Origin of the sequence: Streptomyces siamensis (assembly GCF_039543605.1) — a bacterium.
Taxonomy (GTDB): domain Bacteria; phylum Actinomycetota; class Actinomycetes; order Streptomycetales; family Streptomycetaceae; genus Streptomyces; species Streptomyces siamensis.
The window spans coordinates 196303-218597 of the sequence record NZ_BAABKB010000008.1; the positions used below are offsets into that span (position 1 = coordinate 196303).

Consider the following 22295-nt stretch of genomic DNA (forward strand, 5'->3'; position numbering starts at 1 on the left):
TCCCCGCACTGCGCGACTCGGCGGTACGAAAGAGCCTAGAACGCCTCTGCGCTGGTGGGGAGATCATTTGCGTCATTGCTGTGCTCCAGCCGTGCCCCGCAAAACAGTCGGCTGCGGGTACCCATGAAGGGCACCCGCAGCCGCCCTGTCTTTTACAGGTACTGACCGGTGTTGGCCACCGTGTCGATGGAGCGTCCGGTGTCCGCGCCCTGCTTTCCGGTGATGAGGGTACGGATGTACACGATCCGTTCGCCCTTCTTTCCGGAGATCCGGGCCCAGTCGTCCGGGTTCGTCGTGTTCGGCAGGTCCTCGTTCTCCTTGAACTCGTCCACGCAGGCCTGGAGGAGGTGGGAGACCCTGAGACCCTTCTGGTTGTGTTCGAGGAAGTCCTTGATCGCCATCTTCTTGGCTCGGCCGACGATGTTCTCGATCATCGCGCCGGAATTGAAGTCCTTGAAGTACAGGACTTCCTTGTCACCGTTGGCGTAGGTGACCTCCAGGAAGCGGTTCTCCTCGGTTTCGGCGTACATCTGTTCCACGGCGGTCTGGATCATGCCGTGGACGGTGGCCGCCTTGTCGCCGCCGTGCTCCCCGACGTCCTCGGAGTGCAGCGGGAGGCGCTGGGTGAGGTACTTCCCGAAGATGTCCTTCGCCGCCTCGGCGTCCGGACGCTCGATCTTGATCTTCACGTCGAGCCGGCCGGGCCGCAGGATGGCGGGGTCGATCATGTCCTCGCGGTTCGAGGCGCCGATCACCACCACGTTCTGCAGGCCCTCCACACCGTCGATCTCGGCGAGCAGCTGCGGGACGATGGTGTTCTCCACGTCCGAGCTGACACCCGAGCCACGGGTGCGGAAGAGGGACTCCATCTCGTCGAAGAAGACGATGACGGGCGTACCCTCGCTGGCCTTCTCCCGGGCACGCTGGAAGACGAGGCGGATCTGCCGCTCGGTCTCACCGACGTACTTGTTCAGGAGCTCGGGGCCCTTGATGTTGAGGAAGAAGCTCTTGCCCGTGGCCTGACCGGTCACCTCGGCGACCTTCTTGGCCAGCGAGTTGGCGACGGCCTTGGCGATGAGCGTCTTGCCGCATCCGGGAGGCCCGTACAGCAGGACTCCCTTCGGTGGCCGCAGCTCGTGCTCCTTGAAGAGGTCGGGGTAGAGGTACGGGAGCTCGACCGCGTCGCGGATCATCTCGATCTGGTTGCCCAGGCCGCCGATCTGCTCGTAGCCGATGTCGGGGACCTCTTCGAGGACGAGTTCCTCGACCTCGCTCTTCGGGACGACCTCGTAGACATAGCCGGAACGGGGTTCGAGCAGCAGGGCGTCGCCGGGACGGATGGTGACGTCCAGCAGCGGCTCGGCGAGCCGCACCACCCGCTCCTCGTCGGTGTGCCCCACCACGAGGGCGCGCTCGCCGTCCTCCAGGATCTCCTTGAGGGTGACGATGTCGCCGACGCTCTCGTACTCCATGGCCTCGACCACGTTGAGGGCTTCGTTGAGCATCACTTCCTGGCCGCGCCTGAGCTCGTCGAGCTCCACGCTGGGGCTGACGTTCACCCGGAGCTTGCGGCCCCCGGTGAAGATGTCCGCCGTGCCGTCCTCGTTCGCCGTGAGGAAGACACCGAAGCCCGCCGGCGGCTGTGCCAGCCGGTCGACCTCCTCCTTGAGGGCCACGATCTGGTCGCGGGCCTCACGGAGCGTGTTCGCGAGTCGCTCGTTCTGTGCGGACACGCCGGCCAGGTTGGTCTGCAGCTCGACGATCCGCTCTTCGAGAATCCTCGTGTGACGCGGAGAGTCGGCGAGCTTGCGTCGCAGGACGGCGATCTCCTGCTCAAGGTAGGCAATCTGTCCGGCGGGGTCATCGGACCCCCGTCCCGGGCGGATGCCGCGGTTCATGTCGTCGTCGTGGGCTGCCACGGTCCTCACCTCCTCCAAGGGGAGCTGGACGCTTCCAGACCCTACCTGGGTGGGTGTCGATTGAAACCCCTAGATCACAAAGACTGTCGGGGTGTGTCCGATCTTCACCCTTGCGCTCTCCCTCACGCCAGGGGAATACCCACCCAACATGATTGGGAAGCGGACGGAGGTAGGGTCGAAGTGTTCAACACCCGTCAGAGCTGGCCCGACTTGCAGCCGCTTCGGGTCGCTCGACGCAGGAAACGGCAGGAGAAATGACCGTGCAGCAGGAGGCCGGGGTTGACGGCGAGGCGCTCGAGGTCTGGATCGATCAGGACCTCTGTACCGGCGACGGGATCTGCGCCCAGTACGCCCCGGAGGTCTTTGAGCTGGACATCGACGGTCTGGCGTACGTGAAGAGTCCCGAGGACGAGCTGCTCCAGGCCCCCGGCGCCACAACGCCCGTGCCGTTGCCGCTTCTGCGCGACGTGCAGGACTCCGTGAAGGAGTGTCCCGGCGAGTGCATCCACGTACGTCGGGTTTCGGACAGGGTCGAGGTCTACGGTCCCGACGCGGAGTGACCACCCGGGCACTCCGGGTCACCCGCTGTCCGGTTTCTCACACCCCCCGCCCCGCGGGGGGTGTTCTTTTTTGTTCGGAACCGGTCGGGGCCACGACGGGACGACGCCGGGACTACACGGAGTGTGCTCACACACTCCGTGCTTCGGACGGGGTGGAGCGGACGAAAGCGCCGCCCTTCCACTGCCACTTGGCGAGGTCCTTCACATCCGGGCAGCAACTCGGTACGTCGGCCGAGGAGTAGCCGAGGAGGGTCGCGGTGACCGCCCGGTCGCGCACCGCGAAGTCCGTGACGCTCAGCCGGTCCTTGGGATCGACCAGGGTGGCCACGACTCGGGGCTTCTTCTCGCCCCTGCCCTGGGTTAGGACGTAGACGCCACTGGGCGGGGTGCCCGAGCCGGCGTCGCAGCGGACGACGGCCACGGTCTCCGGGCGGCCGTCGCCGTCGAGGTCGCCGGACGCCTTCTTCTGGACGAGGGCCTTGGCCGGGCCGCACTCGATCGGGAAGGCGACGCCGGTCGGGTCGGGAGCCGCCGCCGGGGCCGCCGCGGTCCTGGCGCCCGGGCCCGGCTGGGCCGCTGTCGCGGAGTCGGGCTGCAGGACGGAGGAGAGCGCGACCACACCGGCGATGGCGGTGGCCGTGGCGACCCACTGGATGGGGCTGGTGTGCGTGTGTGCCAGTTCCGGGACGGCGGATTGCTGCACTAGGAGTGTCTCCCGTGAGGGCTGTGCCGGTGGGGGTGTCCCGCATGGTGCCACACGTCACACCGTGGTGGAACGGCGGGGTCCGTACTTCTGGCTGCGTGTCAACAGAAAACGGCCGTGGCCGAGTTCCCGGGCGCTCCCGGGAACTCGGCCACGTTCGTGGTGCGTTGGGTGTGTACCGCTCGCGTCAGCGGGCGGCTCCACCGTCGGCGTTGGGGCCGGCGTAGTCCTCGCCGTAGGCGCCCTTGGCGGGACGGCGGCGGCGCATGGGCGGCTCGACGCCGTCCGCGAGACGACGGGCGGTGAGCAGGAAGCCGGTGTGGCCGATCATCCTGTGGTCCGGGCGGACGGCCAGGCCCTCGATGTGCCAGTTGCGGATCATCGACTCCCAGGCCGTCGGCTCGTTGAAGCAGCCGATCTCGCGGATGGACTCGACGGTCCGCGCGAGCTGGGTGGTGGTCGCGACGTAGCAGCAGAGGATGCCGCCGGGGACGAGCGCCTTGGAGACGGCCTCCAGGCACTCCCAGGGGGCGAGCATGTCGAGGATGACGCGGTCGACGTCCGTGTCGGACAGGTTGTCCTGGAGGTCGCCCACGGTGAGCTGCCAGGCGGGGTGCGGGCCGCCGAAGTAGCGCTCCACGTTCTGCTGGGCGATCTCGGCGAAGTCCTCGCGGCGCTCGTAGGAGTGCAGCATGCCCTGGTCTCCGATGGCACGGAGCAGGAAGCTGCTGAGCGAGCCGGAGCCGACCCCCGCCTCCACGACGCGTGCGCCGGGGAAGATGTCGGCGAAGGCCAGGATCTGCCCCGCGTCCTTGGGGTAGACCACGGCGGCGCCGCGGGGCATGGACAGGACGTAGTCGGGGAGCAGGGGGCGCAGCGCGAGATAGGCGACGTTCCCCGTGGTGCGGACAACGCTGCCCTCGGGAGCGCCGATCAGCTCGTCGTGCGGGAAGGAACCCTTGTGGGTGTGGAAGTTCTTCCCCGCTTCGAGCGTGAACGTGTAGTGGCGGCCCTTGGGGTCGGTCAGCTGAACCTGGTCCCCGACCTTGAAGGGCCCGCGCCTGCGGGCGGCACCGGTCGGTTCGGACATGTGAACAGCCTACCGGTCCCGGCGGGGGCCACCGACCAGTCCGCGGGAGACGGGCGGAGCCCTAGGACGGGTGCCGCGCCATCGCCTTCACGAAGGCGCGCTCCACGTCGGCGGCCGACAGCACACCGTAGATCTCGCCGGACTCCTCGACCACCAGGTACTCGGTGGCCGGCGTCGCGCGGAGCACGTCCAGGAGTTCCTCGCCGGCGAGCTCGGCGGACACCCGCATCCCGTCGGTCAGGTCCTGGGCGAGGCCGCTGACGGCGACCCAGGGCCGACGGTGCTCCGGTACACCGACGATGGCGGCCTCACGGACGAGGGAGAGCGGTTCGCCGTCGGCGTCGACCACGACGAGGGCGCGGGCGCCGACCTCGTTGGCGCGGCGCAGCGCCTCCGAGAGGGGGGTGTCGGTCTCCACCGGGACCGCGCGCCGGGTGAGCGAACGGGCCCGCAGCTCGGGCAGGTGCTCGCGCAGACGGGCCATCCGCAGACTGTTGCCCGCGCCGGTCCAGATGATCGCGGCGAGGATCGCGGCGAGCAGGGCGTCGGTGACGGTGTCCATGCCGCCGATGTCGTCCGGGGCGTCTCCGATCATTCCGGACTGGGTGAGCAGGGGAAGCCCGATCAGTACGGAGACGGCGAGGGCCCGGCCGAACCAGGCGGCGGCGACGGTACCGCTCATCGGCTTGCCGGTGAGCTTCCACACCACGGCGCGGAGCATGCGGCCGCCGTCGAGGGGCAGGCCGGGCAGCAGGTTGAAGGCCGCCACGATGAGGTTGGAGATCATCAGGCCGGCGAGCAGGACGCCCGGTACGGTGCCCGGTTCGACGGTCTGCATGGCCAGGTAGAAGACGCCGGACAGGACGAGGGAGAGCAACGGGCCGACGAAGGCCAGCACGAACTCCCGGCCCGGGGTCTCGGCCTCCTTCTCGATCTCCGACACCCCGCCGAAGAACTGGAGCTGGATCCGGCGCACCGGCAGCTTGAAGCGGAGGGCGGCGACGGTGTGGGCCAGCTCGTGGACCAGTACGGACGCGTAGAAGGCGACGGCGAAGAAGAGGGAGACCAGGTAGCGGGCGGCGCCGAGCTCCGGCAGCACGCGGTCGAGCTGGCCGCCGAACACCCAGGTGATCAATGCGGCCACGAGGAACCAGCTCGGCGCGACGTACACCGGGACGCCGAAGGGCCGCCCCATGAGCAGTCCGCCGCCGGGCTCCCGGCCGCGCCGCGGGGGACGGCCCCCGCCGCCCTCCGACCGTGCGCGGGTGCGGGCCTCTTCCACCGGGGCGGCGGACGCCGGGTGCTCCCGCGGCTCGGCGGTGCCGGCCGGCTTCGTGAGGATGCTCGTGGGGGCGTCGTCGGAGTCGTCGCCGCCGGACCGCGCCTCGCGCACCGCGCCCGACGGGGCGCGGGGTCCGTCGGGAGTTTCGGTGGCGGTGTCGCGCTCGGACGGGTCGGGGGTGCCGCCGGCCGGCTCGGAGCTGTCGGTGCGGGAGCGCTTCCCGGACGCCTCGGAGCCGTCCCCGGCACCGCGCGGAGCGCTCCCGGCAACCTCGTCGTCCGTGCCGCGCGAGGCACCGCCCGTGGCGCCGTCCCCGGCACTTCCGGCCGGCTTGTCCGAGGCGGACGCGCGGGCTCCCGGGCCGCCGTTCTCCGCCGTGTCCGCGCCGGGGGCGCCGGAGGGGGGCCGGGACTCGTCGCCGCCCGGTGCCGCGGGCTCCGGCCCGCCGTGCGGGTCGGACGCTGCCGGTCCGGGGCGCGGGGCGTCCGCGGCCGGCCCCGGCGAGGCCGGAGGCCTCTCGTGGCGCTCGGTCGCTTCGTCGGTACGCGGCTGCCCGCTCCCGCCGCTCTCGTCCACGATGTCCCCTCGTTCGAAGCGTCCCCCGCCCCGGTCCTGCGGAACGGGAGGGTCTCTGGTCGATGGTATGCGGCCGTCGCGATGCGTTCCGCCCCGGCACCCCCTCCGTTTTCCGCGCCTTCGCCCGCACCCGGGCCCTCTGCCGTCACGGCCGTCCACTCACGGCCGCGCAGGGGTGCGGCACTGTCAGTGGCGGGCCGTAAGGTCTTCGTCATGGAAACCAGCACCGAGGGCACGGGGACGGGCGCCGACAGCCCCACAGGCCCGGCCGCCGCGCCGCCCGCGTCGCTTTCGCCCTCGCGCGCCAGTGACTTCATGCAGTGTCCGCTGCTGTACCGGTTCCGGGTGATCGACCGGCTGCCCGAGAAGCCGAGCGAGGCGGCGACGCGCGGCACGCTGGTGCACGCGGTGTTGGAACGGCTCTTCGACGCCCCGGCGGTCGACCGGACCGCGCCGCGCGCCAAGTCGCTGATCCCGGGGCAGTGGGACCGGCTGCGGGAGACCAAGCCGGAGGTCGCGGAGCTGTTCGCCGACGACCCGGAGGGCGAGCGGCTGGCCCGCTGGCTCGGTGAGGCCGAGCAGTTGGTGGAGCGCTGGTTCACGCTGGAGGACCCGACGCGGCTGGAGCCCGCCGAGCGGGAGCTGTTCGTCGAGGCGCGGCTGGACTCCGGGCTGAAGCTGCGCGGCATCATCGACCGCGTCGACGTGGCGCCCACCGGCGACGTCCGGATCGTCGACTACAAGACGGGCAAGGCCCCCCGCCCCGAGTACGCGGAGGGTGCCCTGTTCCAGATGAAGTTCTACGCCCTGGTGGTGTGGCGGCTGAAACAGGTGGTGCCGCGCCGGCTCCAGCTCGTCTACCTCGGCAGCGGTGACGTGCTGACGTACGACCCGGTGATCGCCGACCTGGAGCGCGTCGAGCGCAAGCTGCTGGCCCTGTGGGACGCGATCCGGCAGGCCACCGAGACGGGCGACTGGCGGCCGCGGCCGACCAAGCTCTGTGGCTGGTGCGACCACCAGGCCGTGTGTCCGGAATTCGGCGGTACTCCCCCGCCGTATCCGCTCCCTGTCAGGGCGCCGCAGTCCGGTGGTACCGAGCAGGGCAGAATGGGGCCGGACTAGCGAAGGAGACTTACGTGGCCATCCGCGTCCTACTGGTCGACGACCAGCCGCTGCTGCGCACCGGCTTCCGGATGATCCTGGAGGCGGAGCAGGACCTCGCGGTCGTCGGCGAGGCCGGAGACGGCCTCCAGGCCCTCGACCAGGTCCGTGCCCTGCAGCCCGATGTGGTTCTGATGGACATCCGTATGCCGCGGATGGACGGTGTCGAGGCGACCCGGCAGATCACCGGTCCCGGCCGGGACGGTCCGGCGAAGGTTCTCGTGCTGACGACGTTCGACCTCGACGAGTACGTGGTGGAGGCGTTGCGCGCGGGCGCCAGCGGCTTCCTCCTCAAGGACGCGCCGGCCAATGAGCTGGTGCAGGCGATCCGGGTGGTCGCGGCCGGTGAGGCGATGCTCGCGCCGAGCATCACGCGCCGCCTGCTCGACAAGTACGCGGGCCATCTGCCGTCGGGCGACGAGCCGGTGCCGGACACCCTGCACACGCTGACCGAGCGCGAGGTCGAGGTGCTGAAGCTGGTTGCCCGCGGGCTGTCGAACGCGGAGATCGCCGCCGACCTGTTCGTCAGCGAGACCACGGTCAAGACGCATGTGGGCCATGTCCTGACCAAGCTGGGGCTGCGCGACCGGGTGCAGGCGGCGGTGTACGCCTACGAGAGCGGGCTGGTGCGCCCCGGCGCGCAGTAGGCCCGCACACCTGGAGCGGCGCGCGGGCGGCCGCACCTCGACGGCACGAAGGGCGCCCCTGTCCGGAGAGATCCGGACAGGGGCGCCCTTCGTCGTCCGCGCGGACCGCGCACGGCCGGCCGCGCGTCGCGGTCAGCCCTTGCTGATCTCCCAGAAGCGGAAGACGGTCGAGGCGTCGAGGCAGTACTCCAGGCCGTAGACGTTGTCGCGGACGACGGCGTACTGCTTGGCCTGCCAGATCGGGATCATGGGCAGCTCGTCGGCCACCACGTCCTGGAGTTTGCCGTAGTCGGCGTCGGTGGAGGCGCGGTCGCTCTCGGCCGCCGTCTTCGGGATGAGGTGGCCGGTGATGGTGCTGTTGGTGAAGTTGTTGCTCAGCACGTTGCCCTTGCCGAAGAAGGGGGCGGTGAAGTTGTCCGGGTCCGGGTAGTCCGGCACCCAGCCCTTCACGTACACGCCGTACTTGCCCTTGGCGACGTCCTCCTCGTACTCGTCGTACGGGACGGACTTCACGGTCGCGTCGAACAGCCCGCTGGCGTCGAGCTGCTTGGCGATCGCGGCGAACTCCTGGTCGGTGGCCGGTCCGTAGCGCGAGGGGGTCGACCAGAGGGTGAGGCGCACCTTGCCGGTGATGCCCTCGGAGCGCAGCGCGGCCTGGGCCTTGGACTTCGACGGGCGGGCGCCGTAGGTGTCGAAGAAGGACGTGTTGTGGCCGGTGATGCCCGCCGGGATGATCGAGTAGAGGGGCGTCGCCGTGTCCTCGTAGACCTGGCTGACCAGGGCCTCGCGGTCGAGGAGGTAGGCGATGGCCTTGCGCACGCCCAGCTTGCCGGTGACCGGGTCGTCCATGTTGAAGACGAGGTGCTGGACTTCTGCGCTGTTGCCCTCGACGACGTTGATGCCCATGCCGGTCGTGGTGTCGCCCTCGATGTCCGCGATGTCGTTGGCGGAGAGGCCTCGGTAGGCGAGGTCGACCTGGTCGCTCAGCAGCGCGTCCTTCAGGGCGGCCTGGTCGCCGTGGAAGAACTTGAGCGTGACACCGGTGTTGTTGACCTCGGCGTTGCCCCGGTAGCTGTCGTTGACGGAGAAGACGGCCTTGTCCTTGCTGAACGAGTCCAGCTTGTACGGGCCCGAGCCCACGGCCTGGTTGTCCTTGCGCAGTCCGTCCGAGGAGTACTGCCGGTGGTCGACGATCGAGCCCGCGCCGGAGGCGATCTTGCTCGGGAAGGTGGCGTCGGCGTACTTGAGGTGGAAGACGACGGTCTTCTGGTCCGGGGTCTGCACCGAGCCGAGCATGGGGAACATGATCGCCGGTCCGGCGGCGTCGTCGATCTTCAGCAGGCGGTCGAAGGAGTACTTCACGTCCTTCGAGGTGAGCGCGTCGCCGTTGCTGAACTTCAGCCCGTCGCGCAGCGTGCACTTGTAGACGGTGGTCGCCGTGTCGGTGAACGCGCAGTCCTCGGCCGCCTCGGGCTCCGGTTCGGTGCCGCCCTTGGGGAAGCTCAGCAGCGACTGGAACACGTTGTTGAACAACAGCCAGGAGCCGGGGTCGTAGCCCGATGCGGGGTCGGTCGCCAGGACGTCGTCCGACATTCCCATGACGATGGCGGAGCCGTCGCCCGAGGAGCCGCCCGTGTCCGAGCCGCATCCGGTGAGAACGCCGACGGCCAGCCCCGTCGCTATGGACAGAACCGGCCACTTCTTGCGCATGTTCACGTGCATGAGCCTTGTCGTCGGGTCCCGGCGCCCCGGGGCCGTGAAGGCCCCGGGGCGGGGAGGTCTGTCAGCCGCTCACACCTCGGCCGAGCTCCCACAGCTGGAGCGTCGAGGAGGAGTTGAGCGCCCACTCCGAACCGGTGATGTCGTCCCGGGTGGCGATGTACTGCTTACCCTGCCACAGCGGCAGCACGGGCACGTCGTTGGCCACGATGTCCTGGATCTCGGTGAGACTCTTCGACGCGGTGAGGCGGTCCGCCTCGCGCCGGGACTCCGGGATCAGGCTGTTGTTGACCTGGCTGTTCGTGTACGGCGAACCGAGGAAGTTGTCCTTGTCGAGGAACGGCGCCAGGTAGTTGTCGGCGTCCGGGAAGTCGGGGAACCAACCCATGCCGTAGACGTCGTAGTCGCCCGCCTTCTCGGCCGGACGGAACTTGTCCCAGGTCGTGCCGGCGATGCTGACGTCGAACAGACCGCTGTCGTTCAGCTGCTTCTTCAGCACCTGGAACTCGGGCTTGGTGGCCGCACCGTAGTGGTCGGTCGTGTAGTGCAGGGTGAGCTTGACCGGGGTGGTGATGCCGGCCTTGGTCAGCGTCGACTTGGCCTTGCTGACGCTCGGGTCCCCGTACTTGTTGAAGAACGAGTTGGAGTGACCGGTGATGGTCGCCGGGACGAGCGAGTAGAGCGGCTCGGCCTGGGAGCCGTACACCTTGGAGACCAGCTCGCCGCGGTTGATGATCTGCGCCATGGCCTGGCGGACGGCCCGGGTCTTCACCGTCGGGGCGTCGGTGTTGAAGGCCAGGTAGCGGATTTCCAGACCCGGCATCTCGTTGAGGTCGATGTCGCTGTCGGTGGCGGTGCCGAGCTTGTTGATCTGGTCGGGCGTCATCGAGCGGGTCATCAGGTCGATGTCGCCCTTCTCGAGCGCTGCGCCCATGGCGTCGGCGCTGTCGAAGGAGCGCATCTCGACCTTGGAGTTCTTCACCGTCAGCTGCCCCTTGTAGTTGGGGTTCTTGGTGAAGACGGCCTTGACGAGCTTGTCGCCCTTGACCTCGGACTCCAGGGTGTACGGGCCGGAACCGTCCACGGCGAAGCCGTCGCGGAGCTTGTTCTTCTCGTAGTCCTTGGCGCTCACGATGCCGGCGACCGGCGTCGACAGCTTGAACGGGAAGGTGGCGTCCGCCGTCTTGAGGTGGAAGATCACCTCGCGGTCGCCCCGCGTCTCGACGGTGTCGATCGTGGACAGCAGCGCGAACACGCCGCTGTCGGCCTTGATGGACCGGGCGCGGTCGATCGAGAACTTGACGTCCTTGGCGGTGATGCTGTCGCCGTTCGCGAACTTCAGGCCCTCGCGGAGCGTGCAGCTGTAACGCTCGTTGCCGGTGTCCGTGAAGCCGCACTTCTCGGCGGCCTCGGGCTCGGGCTCGCCGTCGCCGCGCGGCTGGATCATCAGCGTCTGCACGGTCTGGCGAAGGATGTTCCAGGTACCGACGTCGTAGGCGTAGGCCGGGTCGACCGGAGCCGGCGCATCCTTCGATTCGGTGAACACGTCCGTGGTACCGACAACGATGGCATCGCCGCTGTTGCTGCCGCCGTCGGACCCACCACACGCGGCGAGCACAGGGGCGAGCAGGCCGACCACGGCCGGCAGCACCAAAGTCTTGCGGTTCATGCTCGAAGTTCTCCAGAGCTGTAGATTCCACGGGCCCGCGGGCGAGGGTGTGCGGCGGGTCACGGGGATACGGCGATGTTCTCGCGATGAGATTAGTCCGCACCAGCACGACCGCCCGCAGGCACCGGAGTTGAGCCCCCATCACGCTGCGAAACCGGGCGCGGACGCACCGATAACCCGACAGCGGAAGGTTTAGTGCAGCATTCCACCAATCGGGACACAAGGGCGCGCCGACCACCCCGAATTGGCGGATGGCGGCATATGGGGGGCCGGTTGTCGACCCCCTGGAAAGTGACGAACGTCACAGCAGCAACTGGGTTGGCGAGTACCGGAATTCAGCCATCCGGTCGGGAAATGCATGCCTCGGGAAGGCTCCCCCGGGTCACCCCGGGGGTCTCTGTGGGCTTCCTGTGGGGTCCCTGTGGGGCTCGTCCGGCAATTCCGTGGATTCGGCCCCACGCTCCCGCCGATTCGGGTAAACACGCTGGGTGGCGCGGATTCACACGTTGAGTGAGTCGATCCCGCCCACTCCGGCCCTCGAGCCGGTACGCAGGGTATTCGCTTTTCCCACGCAGCGTGATTCCGTCTCCCGTGCCGAAGCATTCGTTCCGCACGGTCGGTGCACGGGTCAGTGCATGTGCGTCATCAGACCGTGGAGAAAGGGCAGGTCCACCTGTTCGAGCGAGTTGACCACGGTGCGTCCGGCGGCCGGTGCGATCGGCGCGACCGAGGGGACCGCCACCACCCGGCAGCCCGCCGCCTCGGCGGCCGCGACACCCGTCGCGGTGTCCTCGACGACGGCGCATCGGGCCGGATCCGCGCCGAGCCCCGCGGCCGCGAGCAGATACGGGTCGGGGAACGGCTTGGTCCGCTCCACCTCGTCGCCCGCGACGCTCAGGGCGAAGTACTGGGGGCCCAGGGAGCCCAGGATGCGGTCGATGATCCGGCGGTGTGAGGCGGAGACCAGGGCGGTGGGGATCTCGTGGGCCGCCAGCTCGGCGAGCAGCCTGGCCGCGCCCGGCATCAGCGGCAGCGAGTGGCCGATACGGTCCTCGAACCCGTCGTTCAGCAGGACGGTCAGCTCGGCGAGGGGGATGTCCGCTCCGGTGGCCTCGATGAGGAAACCGGCGCTGCGGGTCATCGGACCGCCGACCACCACATGGCGCCAGGACTCGTCGAGCGTGTGACCGAGGGTCTTGAAGACCTCGACCTCCACGTCCCACCAGAAGCCCTCGGTGTCCACCAGGGTGCCGTCCATGTCGAGAAGCACGGCCTGCAGGGCGGAGCCTTCGGCCGTACGGGTACCGAGCGCGGGAACCGTACTGGTCATCCGGGCGCACCTCCTTGAGGGACGATCAGGCCGGCCGCCCCTTTTCGGCAAAGGGACAGCCGGCCTGCAGTGGACCGACCAGTGTACGACTTATCCGATCAGTGCGCGTTGCGACGCGCGGCGGTGTGCCGCGCGGCACACTCAGCGGGCATTGAAGTACTTCGCCTCCGGGTGGTGGATGACGATGGCGTCCGTGGACTGCTCCGGGTGCAGCTGGAACTCCTCGGACAGGTGGACGCCGATGCGCTCCGGCTCCAGCAGGCGGGCGATCTTGCCCCGGTCCTCCAGGTCGGGGCAGGCCCCGTAGCCGAGCGAGAAGCGGGCCCCGCGGTACTTGAGGTCGAACATGTCCTCGATGGCGGCCGGGTCCTCGCCGGCGAAGCCGAGCTCGGACCGCACGCGCGCGTGCCAGTACTCGGCGAGCGCCTCGGCCAGCTGCACGGACAGACCGTGCAGTTCGAGGTAGTCGCGGTAGGAGTTGGACTCGAAGAGCTTGGCGGTCTCCTCGCCGATGCGCGAGCCCACGGTGACGACCTGGAGGCCCACGACGTCCGTCTCACCGGACTCCTCCGGGCGGAAGAAGTCGGCCAGACACAGCCGCCGGCCGCGGCGCTGCCGGGGGAAGGTGAACCGGGTCCGCTCGTTGCCCCGCTCGTCCAGGATGATCAGGTCGTCGTCCTTGGACACGCACGGGAAGTAGCCGTGGACCACCGCCGCTTCCAGCAGGTTCTCGGTCTGGAGCCGGTCCAGCAGTCCGCGCAGCCGCGGCCTGCCCTCCGTCTCCACCAGTTCCTCGTACGTCGGCCCGTCGCCCGTGCGGGCCTGCTTGAGGCCCCACTGCCCCTTGAACAGGGCACCCTCGTCCAGCCAGGAGGCGTACTCCTTGAGCTGGATCCCCTTGATGACGCGGGTCCCCCAGAACGGCGGCGTCGGCACCGGGTTGTCGACGGCGACGTCGGAGCGGACGTGCCCCTCCTCGGGCCGCTCCTCGACGACCGTGTTCGCCGCGGCCCGCACCCGGCGCTGCTTCAGCTCGGGCAGCACCGCGCCGGGCACCCCGCGCTTGACGCTGATCAGCGCGTCCATCAGGCGCAGGCCCTCGAAGGCGTCCCGGGCGTAGCGCACTTCGCCCTCGTAGATCTCGTGCAGGTCCTGCTCGACGTACGCCCTGGTCAGGGCGGCACCGCCGAGGATCACCGGGTAGTCGGCGGACAGGCCCCGCTGGTTGAGCTCCTCCAGGTTCTCCTTCATGATCACCGTGGACTTGACCAGGAGCCCGGACATGCCGATGACGTCGGCGCGGTGCTCCTCGGCCGCCTCCAGGATCGCGGAGACCGGCTGCTTGATGCCGAGGTTGACGACGTTGTAGCCGTTGTTGGACAGGATGATGTCGACGAGGTTCTTGCCGATGTCGTGGACGTCGCCGCGCACGGTGGCGAGCACGATGGTGCCCTTGCCCTCGGCGTCGGACTTCTCCATGTGCGGTTCGAGGAAGGCGACGGCCGACTTCATGACCTCGGCGGACTGGAGCACGAAGGGCAGCTGCATCTGGCCGGAGCCGAACAGCTCACCGACGACCTTCATGCCGTCGAGCAGTGTCTCGTTGACGATGTCGAGGGCGGGGCGGTCCGTGAGGGCCTCGTCGAGGTCGGCTTCCAGGCCGTTCTTCTCGCCGTCGATGATGCGCCGCTTGAGCCGCTCGTCCAGCGGCAGCGCGGCCAGCTCCTCCGCCTTGCCCGCCTTCAGCGACTTGGTGGTGGCGCCCTCGAACAGGGCCATCAGCTTCTGCAGCGGGTCGTAGCCCTCGGCACGCCGGTCGTAGATGAGGTCGAGGGCGGTCTTGACCTGCTCCTCGTCGAACCGGGCGATCGGCAGGATCTTGGACGCGTGGACGATCGCCGAGTCGAGTCCCGCCTTGACGCACTCGTCGAGGAAGACCGAGTTGAGCAGGATGCGGGCGGCCGGGTTGAGGCCGAAGGAGATGTTGGACAGGCCCAGCGTGGTCTGCACGTCCGGGCGGCGGCGCTTGAGCTCGCGGATCGCCTCGATCGTCGCGATGCCGTCGCCCCGGGACTCCTCCTGGCCGGTGCAGATCGTGAAGGTGAGGCAGTCGATGAGGATGTCGGACTCGTGGATGCCCCAGTTGGCCGTCAGGTCCTCGATGAGCCGCTCGGCGATCGCCACCTTGGTCTCGACGGTGCGGGCCTGCCCCTCCTCGTCGATGGTCAGCGCGATCAGCGCGGCTCCGTGCTCCTGCGCCAGCCGGGTGACCTTGGCGAAGCGGGACTCGGGGCCGTCGCCGTCCTCGTAGTTGACCGAGTTGATGACCGCGCGGCCGCCCAGCTTCTCCAGGCCGGCGCGGATCACGTCCACCTCGGTGGAGTCGAGGACGATCGGCAGCGTGGACGCGGTGGCGAAGCGTCCGGCCAGCTCCTCCATGTCCGAGACGCCGTCGCGGCCCACGTAGTCGACGCACAGGTCGAGCATGTGCGCGCCCTCGCGGATCTGGTCGCGGGCCATCTCCACGCAGTCGTCCCAGCGGCCTTCCAGCATGGCCTCGCGGAACTTCTTGGAGCCGTTGGCGTTGGTGCGCTCGCCGATCGCCATGTACGCGGTGTCCTGGCGGAAGGGCACGGTCTGGTAGAGGGAGGCCGCGCCGGGCTCCGGCTGCGGGCGACGCTCGCCGGGCCGGGCGTCGCGGACCCGCTCGACCAGCTGGCGCAGGTGCTCGGGGGTGGTGCCGCAGCAGCCGCCGACCAGGGAGAGGCCGTAGTCGCGTACGAAGGTCTCCTGGGCGTCGGCCAGTCCCTCGGGGCCGAGCGGGAAGTGCGCGCCGTCCTTGGTGAGGACGGGCAGGCCGGCGTTCGGCATGCACAGCAGGGGGATGCGGGAGTGGCGGGTGAGGTAGCGCAGGTGCTCGCTCATCTCCGCGGGGCCGGTCGAGCAGTTCAGGCCGATCATGTCGATGCCGAGCGGCTCCAGCGCGGTGAGCGCCGCGCCGATCTCGGAACCCAGCAGCATCGTGCCGGTCGTCTCGAAGGCCATCGAGCACAGCAGCGGCAGGTTCGCTCCGGTCGCGTCCATCGCCCGGCGCGCGCCCAGCAGCGAGGCCTTGGTCTGCAGGAGGTCCTGGGTGGTCTCCACGATCAGGGCGTCGGCACCACCGGCGATCAGGCCCTCGGCGTTCGCCTGGAAGCCGTCGCGCAGCGTGGTGTAGGAGACGTGACCGAGCGTGGGCAGCTTGGTGCCGGGGCCGATGGAGCCGAGCACCCAGCGCTGGCGGCCGTCGCGGGCGCCGAACTCGTCGGCGACCTCACGCGCGAGCCGGGCGCCCGCCTCGGACAGTTCGTGGACGCGGTCGGCGATGTCGTACTCGGCCATCGCCGAGTGGTTCGCGCCGAAGGTGTTCGTCTCGACGCAGTCGACGCCCACCTCGAAGTAGGCCTCGTGGACGGAGCGGACGATGTCGGGGCGCGTGAGGTTCAGGATCTCGTTGCAGCCTTCGAGGTTCTCGAAGTCCTCCAGCGTGGGGTCCTGCGCCTGGAGCATCGTGCCCATCGCGCCGTCTGCCACCACGACACGGGTGGCCAGCGCCTCTCGGAGGGCGTCGGTTCGCCTCCGGCTCTCGGAGAGATCGGACGAAAGGGACGGGTTCGGCAACGAGGCCATGAAGGTGCTCCCTGGAGTGCGACGGCTGTCGGCTTTGCGCTTCCCATGGAAGGCGCACGCCGTCAGGGTAGCCCGGAGCGCCACTGGAGGGTCAGGGGCGTCCACGGGGCGGACGGGTGTGGCGCGCGGGGCCGGGGTGCGGGCACGGACCGAACATGTGACGAGCACCCATTAGCGGGAGATCGGCAACGACCGGTAGTGTTCGACATTGCCGAACGGCGGCAGTGAGTTGCGCGCCGACGGTCGAAGGGGACGGAGGCAGCACGGCGATGGCACGGAACATCCAGTCGCTCGAGCGGGCGGCGGCGATGCTGCGGCTGCTCGCGGGCGGCGAGCGGCAGCTGGGCCTGTCGGACATCGCCTCGTCGCTGGGCCTGGCCAAGGGTACGGCCCACGGCATACTGCGGACCCTCCAGCAGGAGGGGTTCGTCGAGCAGGACACGGCCTCCGGGCGCTATCAGCTGGGCGCGGAGCTGCTGCGGCTGGGCACCACGTATCTGGACGTGCACGAGCTGCGGGCGCGTGCGCTGGTGTGGACCGACGACCTGGCCCGCTCCAGCGGGGAGAGCGTCTATCTCGGTGTGCTGCACCAGCAGGGCGTGCTGATCGTGCACCACGTGTTCCGGCCCGACGACAGCCGTCAGGTCCTGGAGGTCGGGGCCATGCAACCGCTGCACTCCACGGCCCTCGGCAAGGTCCTGTCGGCGTACGACCCGGTGGCCCACAGCGAGGTCCTGGAGGCCGAGCGCAAGACGTTCACGCCGCGTACGGTCAGCGAGCTCGAGCAGTTCGAGGGCGTGCTCGACATGACCCGGGCGCGGGGGTACGCCGAGGACGTCGAGGAGACCTGGACGGGGGTCGCCTCGATCGCCGCGCCCATCCACAACCGGCGGCGGATGCCTGTGGGAGCGGTGGGGATCACCGGTGCGGTGGAGCGGGTGTGCAAGGACGGCGAGCTGCGGCCCGACCTGATCGCGGCGGTACGGGACTGTGCGCGTGCGGTGTCCCGGGACCTGGGCGCCGGTCGCTTCTGACGCCTACGCGGGCCCCCGGAACCTGCGCGTTCCGGGGGCCCGTCCTTTTGGCGCCGCGCACAGCGCCCGACACACCCGCCCCGGGCCCGTCGGCACACGCGCCTGCGACCTCGGGAGGGCCGAGCGAGCCGTCCCCACGGAGCCGCAGGGTCGCCCCGATAGGGGCGCGAGGAACGGCGCGAGCAACCCACCACAACCCGCACCCGCCCAGGAACCACCCCCGGCACACGCGACCGCGCCCCCGCGGAGGCCGAGCGCGCAGTTCCCCGCGCCCCTGACCGGGCACCCTCCTCCCCGGCGGCGCCGGCCCGCCAGGCGCCCGACAGGGGCGCGAGGAACGGCGCGAGCAACCCACCACAACCCGCACCCGCCCAGGAACCACCCCCGGCACACGCGACCGCGCCCCCGCGGAGGCCGAGCGCGCAGTTCCCCGCGCCCCTGACGGGGCGCCCGCCGACGGGCCACCCCGGCCCCCGCGCCCGCGGCCCCGCAAGGGCCCGGCGCGTAGAAACACCGATCACCAAGCGGAGCGCAAAGTGCCCGGTCGGACGCGGTGCGGAGCCCTCTCAAGATCGATAACCCGCATCGATCAATAACGATCGAGTTTTCGATACCAGAGCTCTTGACGGGGCGCTTACGCGAGAGCAAGACTCCCGTCCATCGGTCGGCATTGTCGAACACCTACCGGCAATACGCGCTAGAGTGTGGCAAGGCCAAGGGCCGGCATCGCTCTCATTCCCCGAGAGCACGAACCACCGGAGGGACCCGGGGTTCGGCTTCCCCTGGACGAAGGACAAAGGAGTCGCGGGTGTCCAGCTCCGACATCTTCATCGGCGAGACCATCGGTACCGCCGTACTCATCCTGCTGGGCGGTGGCGTCTGCGCCGCCGTCACACTGAAGGCCTCCAAGGCGCGCAACGCCGGATGGCTCGCCATCACCTTCGGGTGGGGCTTCGCGGTCCTCACCGCGGTCTACATCTCGGCGCCCCTCTCCGGCGCGCACCTGAACCCGGCCGTGACGCTCGCGCTCGCGATCAAGGACAACGACTTCAGTAACGTCGCCACCTACTTCGCCGGCCAGATGCTCGGCGCGATGATCGGTGCCGCACTGGTCTGGGCGGCCTACTACGGCCAGTTCCACGCGCACCTCACCGACCGCGAGATCGTCGGCGGTCCGGGCGCGCAGGCCACCAAGACCAAGGCCGTCGAGGCCCAGGAGACCGGCGCCGGCCCCGTGCTCGGTGTCTTCTCCACCGGCCCCGAGATCCGCAACGTGGTGCAGAACCTCGCCACGGAGATCATCGGCACCGTCGTGCTCGTCCTCGCGGTCCTCACCCAGGGCCTGAACGACAACGGCAACGGCCTGGGCACCCTCGGCGCCCTGATCACCGCGCTCGTGGTGGTGAGCATCGGCCTCTCCCTGGGCGGCCCCACGGGGTACGCGATCAACCCGGCCCGTGACCTCGGTCCGCGCATCGTGCACGCCCTGCTCCCCCTGCCCAACAAGGGCGGTTCCGACTGGAGCTACGCCTGGATCCCGATCGCCGGTCCGCTCATCGGCGGCGCGATCGCGGCAGGCATATACAACGTCGCCTTCGCTTAAGAGGACAGCCTGTAAGCGCACAGCTTGAGCAAGGCTCGGAGCACCCGCTCGCCAGCCCGCAAGCCGTACAGCACCACAGCACCGCTTGAAGCACCGCGCCGTAGAAAAGCCCCTCTCAACGGAACTTCCAGGAGCACACCGTGACCGACGCACACACCGCCGGCCCCTTCATCGCCGCGATCGACCAGGGGACGACCTCGTCCCGCTGCATCGTCTTCGACCGCGACGGACGCATCGTCTCCGTCGACCAGAAGGAGCACGAGCAGATCTTCCCGAAGCCGGGCTGGGTCGAGCACAACGCCGCCGAGATCTGGACCAACGTCCAGGAGGTCGTTGCCGGGGCCATCGAGAAGGCCGGCATCACCCGCGACGACATCAAGGCCATCGGCATCACCAACCAGCGTGAGACCACGCTGCTCTGGGACAAGAACACCGGTGAGCCCGTCCACAACGCCCTCGTCTGGCAGGACACCCGCACCGACGCGCTCTGCAAGGAACTCGGCCGCAATGTCGGCCAGGACCGCTTCCGCCGCGAGACCGGCCTGCCGCTCGCGTCGTACTTCGCCGGCCCCAAGGCCCGCTGGCTGCTCGACAACGTCGAGGGTCTGCGGGAGCGCGCCGAGGCCGGGGACATCCTCTTCGGCACCATGGACACCTGGGTCATCTGGAACCTGACCGGCGGTGTCAACGGCGGCAAGCACGTCACCGACGTGACCAACGCCTCCCGCACCATGCTGATGAACCTGCACACCATGCAGTGGGACGAGAAGATCGCCGAGTCCATCGGCGTCCCGCTGGCGATGCTGCCGGAGATCCGTTCCTCCGCCGAGGTGTACGGCGAGATCACCGGCGGCAAGCTCGGCGACCTGCTCGGCGGCATCCCCGTCGCCTCCGCGCTCGGCGACCAGCAGGCGGCCCTGTTCGGCCAGACCTGCTTCTCCGAGGGCGAGGCCAAGTCCACGTACGGCACCGGCACCTTCATGCTGATGAACACCGGTGACAAGATCATCAACTCGTACAGCGGACTGCTGACCACCGTGGGCTACCGGATCGGCGACGAGGCGCCGGTCTACGCCCTGGAGGGCTCCATCGCCGTCACCGGTTCGCTGGTGCAGTGGATGCGGGACCAGATGGGCCTCATCAAGTCCGCCGCCGAGATCGAGACCCTCGCCTCCTCGGTCGAGGACAACGGCGGCGCCTACTTCGTACCGGCCTTCTCCGGTCTGTTCGCCCCGTACTGGCGCTCCGACGCCCGCGGTGTGATCGCCGGCCTGACCCGGTACGTCACCAAGGCGCACATCGCGCGCGCCGTCCTGGAGGCCACCGCCTGGCAGACCCGTGAGATCACCGACGCCATGACGAAGGACTCCGGCGTCGAGCTCTCGGCCCTCAAGGTCGACGGCGGCATGACCTCCAACAACCTGCTGATGCAGACCCTGGCCGACGTCCTGGACGCCCCCGTGGTGCGCCCGATGGTCGCCGAGACCACCTGCCTCGGCGCTGCCTACGCCGCCGGTCTCGCCGTCGGCTTCTGGTCCAACACCGAGGACCTGCGCGCCAACTGGCGCCGGGCCGCGGAGTGGACCCCGAACATGGCCGCGGAGACCCGCGACCGTGAGTACAAGAGCTGGCTCAAGGCCGTCGAGCGGACCATGGGCTGGATCGAGGACGAGGAGTAAGAACCCGCATGACCAGTCAAGCCACCCTGCAGTCCGTGCCTGCCCTCGGTACGCACCCGGCCTCCGGCTCGAACCCGAGCCGCGCCGAGACCCGGGAGCAGCTCTCCAAGGCGACGTACGACCTCCTCGTCATCGGCGGCGGCATCCTGGGCATCTCCACCGCCTGGCACGCCGCGCAGTCCGGGCTGCGGGTGGCTCTGGTGGACGCCGGCGACTTCGCCGCCGCCACCTCCTCCGCCTCCTCCAAGCTTCTCCACGGCGGTCTGCGCTACCTGCAGACCGGCGCGGTGAAGCTGGTGGCGGAGAACCACTTCGAGCGCCGTGCGGTCTCCCGCCAGGTGGCCCCCCACCTGGCGAACCCGCTCACGTTCTACCTCCCCGTGTACAAGGGCGGGCCGCACGGCGCCGCGAAGCTCGGGGCGGGCGTCTTCGCCTACTCCGCGCTCTCCGGATTCGGTGACGGCGTGGGACACCTGCTCAGCCCCTCGAAGGCCGCGCAGGACGTGCCCGAGCTGCGCACCGACAACCTCAAGGCCGTCGCCGTCTACGGCGACGACCAGATGAACGACTCCCGGATGGCTCTGATGACGGTCCGCGCGGCCGTCGAGTCGGGTGCCGTCGTCCTCAACCACGCCGAGGTCACCGGCCTGCGCTTCACCAAGGGCCGGGTCACCGGCGCCGACCTCAAGGACCGGCTGTCCGGCGACGAGTTCGGCGTGAACGCCCGTCTCGTGCTCAACGCCACCGGCCCCTGGGTCGACCACCTGCGCAAGATGGAGGACCCTAACGCGGCTCCGTCCATCCGGCTGTCGAAGGGCGCGCACCTGGTCCTCAAGCGCACCTCCCCCTGGAAGGCCGCGCTCGCCACGCCCATCGACAAGTACCGCATCACCTTCGCCCTCCCCTGGGAGGACATGCTGCTCCTCGGCACCACCGACGAGGAGTACGAGGGCGACCCGGCCGAGGTCGCCGTCACCGAGAAGGACATATCCCAGATCCTGGACGAGGCCGCCTTCTCCATCCGCGACCAGCAGCTCTCCCGGGACCTGATCACCTACTCGTTCGCCGGTCTGCGAGTGCTGCCGGGCGGCCCCGGTGACACCTCGAAGGCCAAGCGCGAGACGGTCGTCACGGAGGGCCGGGGCGGGATGCTGTCCGTCGCGGGCGGCAAGTGGACGACCTTCCGGCACATCGGCCGTACGGTCATGAAGAAGCTGGAGTCGCTGCCGGGCCACCCGCTCGGCGAGGACTTCGAGCCGATCTCCGAACTGCCGAAGAAGCTTCCGCTGCCGGGTGTCGCCAACCCGCGCGCCGTGGCCCACCGGCTGCTCGTGGACGGACCGGCGCCCGGCCCGCGCATGGCTGCCGACACCGCCAAGCACCTGGCCACGCACTACGGTTCGCTGGCCTTCGACATCGCCCGCCTGGCGAACGAGAACCCCGAGCTCGGCGAGCGCGTCCACCCGGACGCGCCGGAGATCCTCGCCCAGGTCGTCTACGCCCGTGACAACGAGTGGGCGGAGACGGCGGACGACGTGCTGCGCCGGCGGACGACGCTGACGATCCGCGGTCTCGCCACGGACGAGGTCCGGGGCAAGGTGCAGGACCTGCTCGACGGGAAGTAGGCGTCAGCTCGGTCCGAAGGGGCGGCTCC

At 69.6% G+C, this 22295-nt stretch carries 15 protein-coding genes; 7 read left to right on the plus strand and 8 right to left on the minus strand.

Annotated elements, in window-relative coordinates; genetic code table 11:
* Positions 1-152: 152 nt before the first annotated feature.
* Positions 153-1919 carry a proteasome ATPase gene (gene arc, locus ABEB03_RS15010; protein WP_095933197.1) on the minus strand — a complete coding sequence of 589 codons (1767 nt, stop codon included), beginning with the start codon at positions 1917-1919 and terminating at the stop codon, positions 153-155.
* A 254-nt stretch (positions 1920-2173) separates the two neighbouring features.
* On the opposite strand from arc, the gene ABEB03_RS15015 reads away from it, so the two are divergent.
* Positions 2174-2479, plus strand: a complete 306-nt coding sequence (locus tag ABEB03_RS15015; protein WP_345647769.1) for a ferredoxin — start codon at positions 2174-2176, stop codon at positions 2477-2479.
* 127 nt (positions 2480-2606) lie between these two features.
* Here ABEB03_RS15015 and ABEB03_RS15020 read toward each other — a convergent pair whose 3' ends face one another.
* The 3 genes from ABEB03_RS15020 to ABEB03_RS15030 all read right to left on the minus strand — a co-directional run bounded on the left by ABEB03_RS15020 (position 2607) and on the right by ABEB03_RS15030 (position 6130).
* Positions 2607-3182 carry a hypothetical protein gene (locus ABEB03_RS15020; protein WP_345647771.1) on the minus strand — a complete coding sequence of 192 codons (576 nt, stop codon included), beginning with the start codon at positions 3180-3182 and terminating at the stop codon, positions 2607-2609.
* A gap of 187 nt (positions 3183-3369) precedes the next feature.
* On the minus strand, positions 3370-4272 hold the full coding sequence (locus ABEB03_RS15025) for a tRNA (adenine-N1)-methyltransferase (RefSeq protein WP_028801621.1): 903 nt from the start codon (positions 4270-4272) through the stop codon (positions 3370-3372).
* 61 nt (positions 4273-4333) lie between these two features.
* A complete protein-coding gene (locus ABEB03_RS15030; protein WP_345647774.1) occupies positions 4334-6130 on the minus strand; it encodes a site-2 protease family protein in 1797 nt (598 codons plus the stop codon).
* Positions 6131-6343: 213 nt separating this feature from the next.
* Between ABEB03_RS15030 and ABEB03_RS15035 the strand changes: the two genes are divergently transcribed.
* Positions 6344-7252 (plus strand): RecB family exonuclease, encoded by a 909-nt coding sequence (locus ABEB03_RS15035; protein ID WP_345647777.1) that lies wholly within the window; start codon positions 6344-6346, stop codon positions 7250-7252.
* A gap of 14 nt (positions 7253-7266) precedes the next feature.
* Positions 7267-7938 carry a response regulator gene (locus tag ABEB03_RS15040; protein WP_010988071.1) on the plus strand — a complete coding sequence of 224 codons (672 nt, stop codon included), beginning with the start codon at positions 7267-7269 and terminating at the stop codon, positions 7936-7938.
* Positions 7939-8070: 132 nt separating this feature from the next.
* Here ABEB03_RS15040 and ABEB03_RS15045 read toward each other — a convergent pair whose 3' ends face one another.
* The 4 genes from ABEB03_RS15045 to metH form a co-directional block, all read right to left on the minus strand.
* Entirely contained in the window at positions 8071-9654 is a 1584-nt protein-coding gene (locus ABEB03_RS15045) for an ABC transporter substrate-binding protein (RefSeq protein WP_345648313.1), read from the minus strand.
* A 67-nt stretch (positions 9655-9721) separates the two neighbouring features.
* On the minus strand, positions 9722-11326 hold the full coding sequence (locus tag ABEB03_RS15050) for an ABC transporter substrate-binding protein (RefSeq protein WP_345647782.1): 1605 nt from the start codon (positions 11324-11326) through the stop codon (positions 9722-9724).
* Positions 11327-11954: 628 nt separating this feature from the next.
* Positions 11955-12656 carry an HAD family hydrolase gene (locus ABEB03_RS15055; RefSeq protein WP_345647785.1) on the minus strand — a complete coding sequence of 234 codons (702 nt, stop codon included), beginning with the start codon at positions 12654-12656 and terminating at the stop codon, positions 11955-11957.
* Positions 12657-12797: 141 nt separating this feature from the next.
* Positions 12798-16325, minus strand: coding sequence for a methionine synthase (gene metH / locus ABEB03_RS15060; protein ID WP_345647788.1), 3528 nt, complete (start codon positions 16323-16325; stop codon positions 12798-12800).
* Between the two features lie 269 nt (positions 16326-16594).
* Here metH and ABEB03_RS15065 point away from each other — a divergent pair, with 269 nt between their 5' ends.
* The 4 genes from ABEB03_RS15065 to ABEB03_RS15080 all read left to right on the plus strand — a co-directional run bounded on the left by ABEB03_RS15065 (position 16595) and on the right by ABEB03_RS15080 (position 22266).
* Positions 16595-17359, plus strand: coding sequence for an IclR family transcriptional regulator (locus tag ABEB03_RS15065; RefSeq protein WP_345647790.1), 765 nt, complete (start codon positions 16595-16597; stop codon positions 17357-17359).
* Between the two features lie 808 nt (positions 17360-18167).
* Positions 18168-18962, plus strand: a complete 795-nt coding sequence (locus ABEB03_RS15070; protein ID WP_028801630.1) for an MIP/aquaporin family protein — start codon at positions 18168-18170, stop codon at positions 18960-18962.
* Positions 18963-19102: 140 nt separating this feature from the next.
* A complete protein-coding gene (glpK, locus tag ABEB03_RS15075; protein ID WP_345647795.1) occupies positions 19103-20641 on the plus strand; it encodes a glycerol kinase GlpK in 1539 nt (512 codons plus the stop codon).
* An 8-nt stretch (positions 20642-20649) separates the two neighbouring features.
* The gene (locus tag ABEB03_RS15080; RefSeq protein WP_345647799.1) at positions 20650-22266 is read left to right on the plus strand and encodes a glycerol-3-phosphate dehydrogenase/oxidase; all 1617 of its coding nucleotides are present in this window, start codon (positions 20650-20652) and stop codon (positions 22264-22266) included.
* Positions 22267-22295: the final 29 nt, after the last annotated feature.

Coding starts and splice junctions, on each gene's coding strand:
- ABEB03_RS15015 (WP_345647769.1), top strand. CDS start 2,174: ATGACCGTGCAGCAGGAGGCCGGGGTTGACGGCGAGGCGCTCGAGGTC.
- ABEB03_RS15025 (WP_028801621.1), bottom strand. CDS start 4,272: ATGTCCGAACCGACCGGTGCCGCCCGCAGGCGCGGGCCCTTCAAGGTC.
- ABEB03_RS15035 (WP_345647777.1), top strand. CDS start 6,344: ATGGAAACCAGCACCGAGGGCACGGGGACGGGCGCCGACAGCCCCACA.
- ABEB03_RS15050 (WP_345647782.1), bottom strand. CDS start 11,326: ATGAACCGCAAGACTTTGGTGCTGCCGGCCGTGGTCGGCCTGCTCGCC.
- ABEB03_RS15055 (WP_345647785.1), bottom strand. CDS start 12,656: ATGACCAGTACGGTTCCCGCGCTCGGTACCCGTACGGCCGAAGGCTCC.
- metH (WP_345647788.1), bottom strand. CDS start 16,325: ATGGCCTCGTTGCCGAACCCGTCCCTTTCGTCCGATCTCTCCGAGAGC.
- ABEB03_RS15065 (WP_345647790.1), top strand. CDS start 16,595: ATGGCACGGAACATCCAGTCGCTCGAGCGGGCGGCGGCGATGCTGCGG.
- ABEB03_RS15080 (WP_345647799.1), top strand. CDS start 20,650: ATGACCAGTCAAGCCACCCTGCAGTCCGTGCCTGCCCTCGGTACGCAC.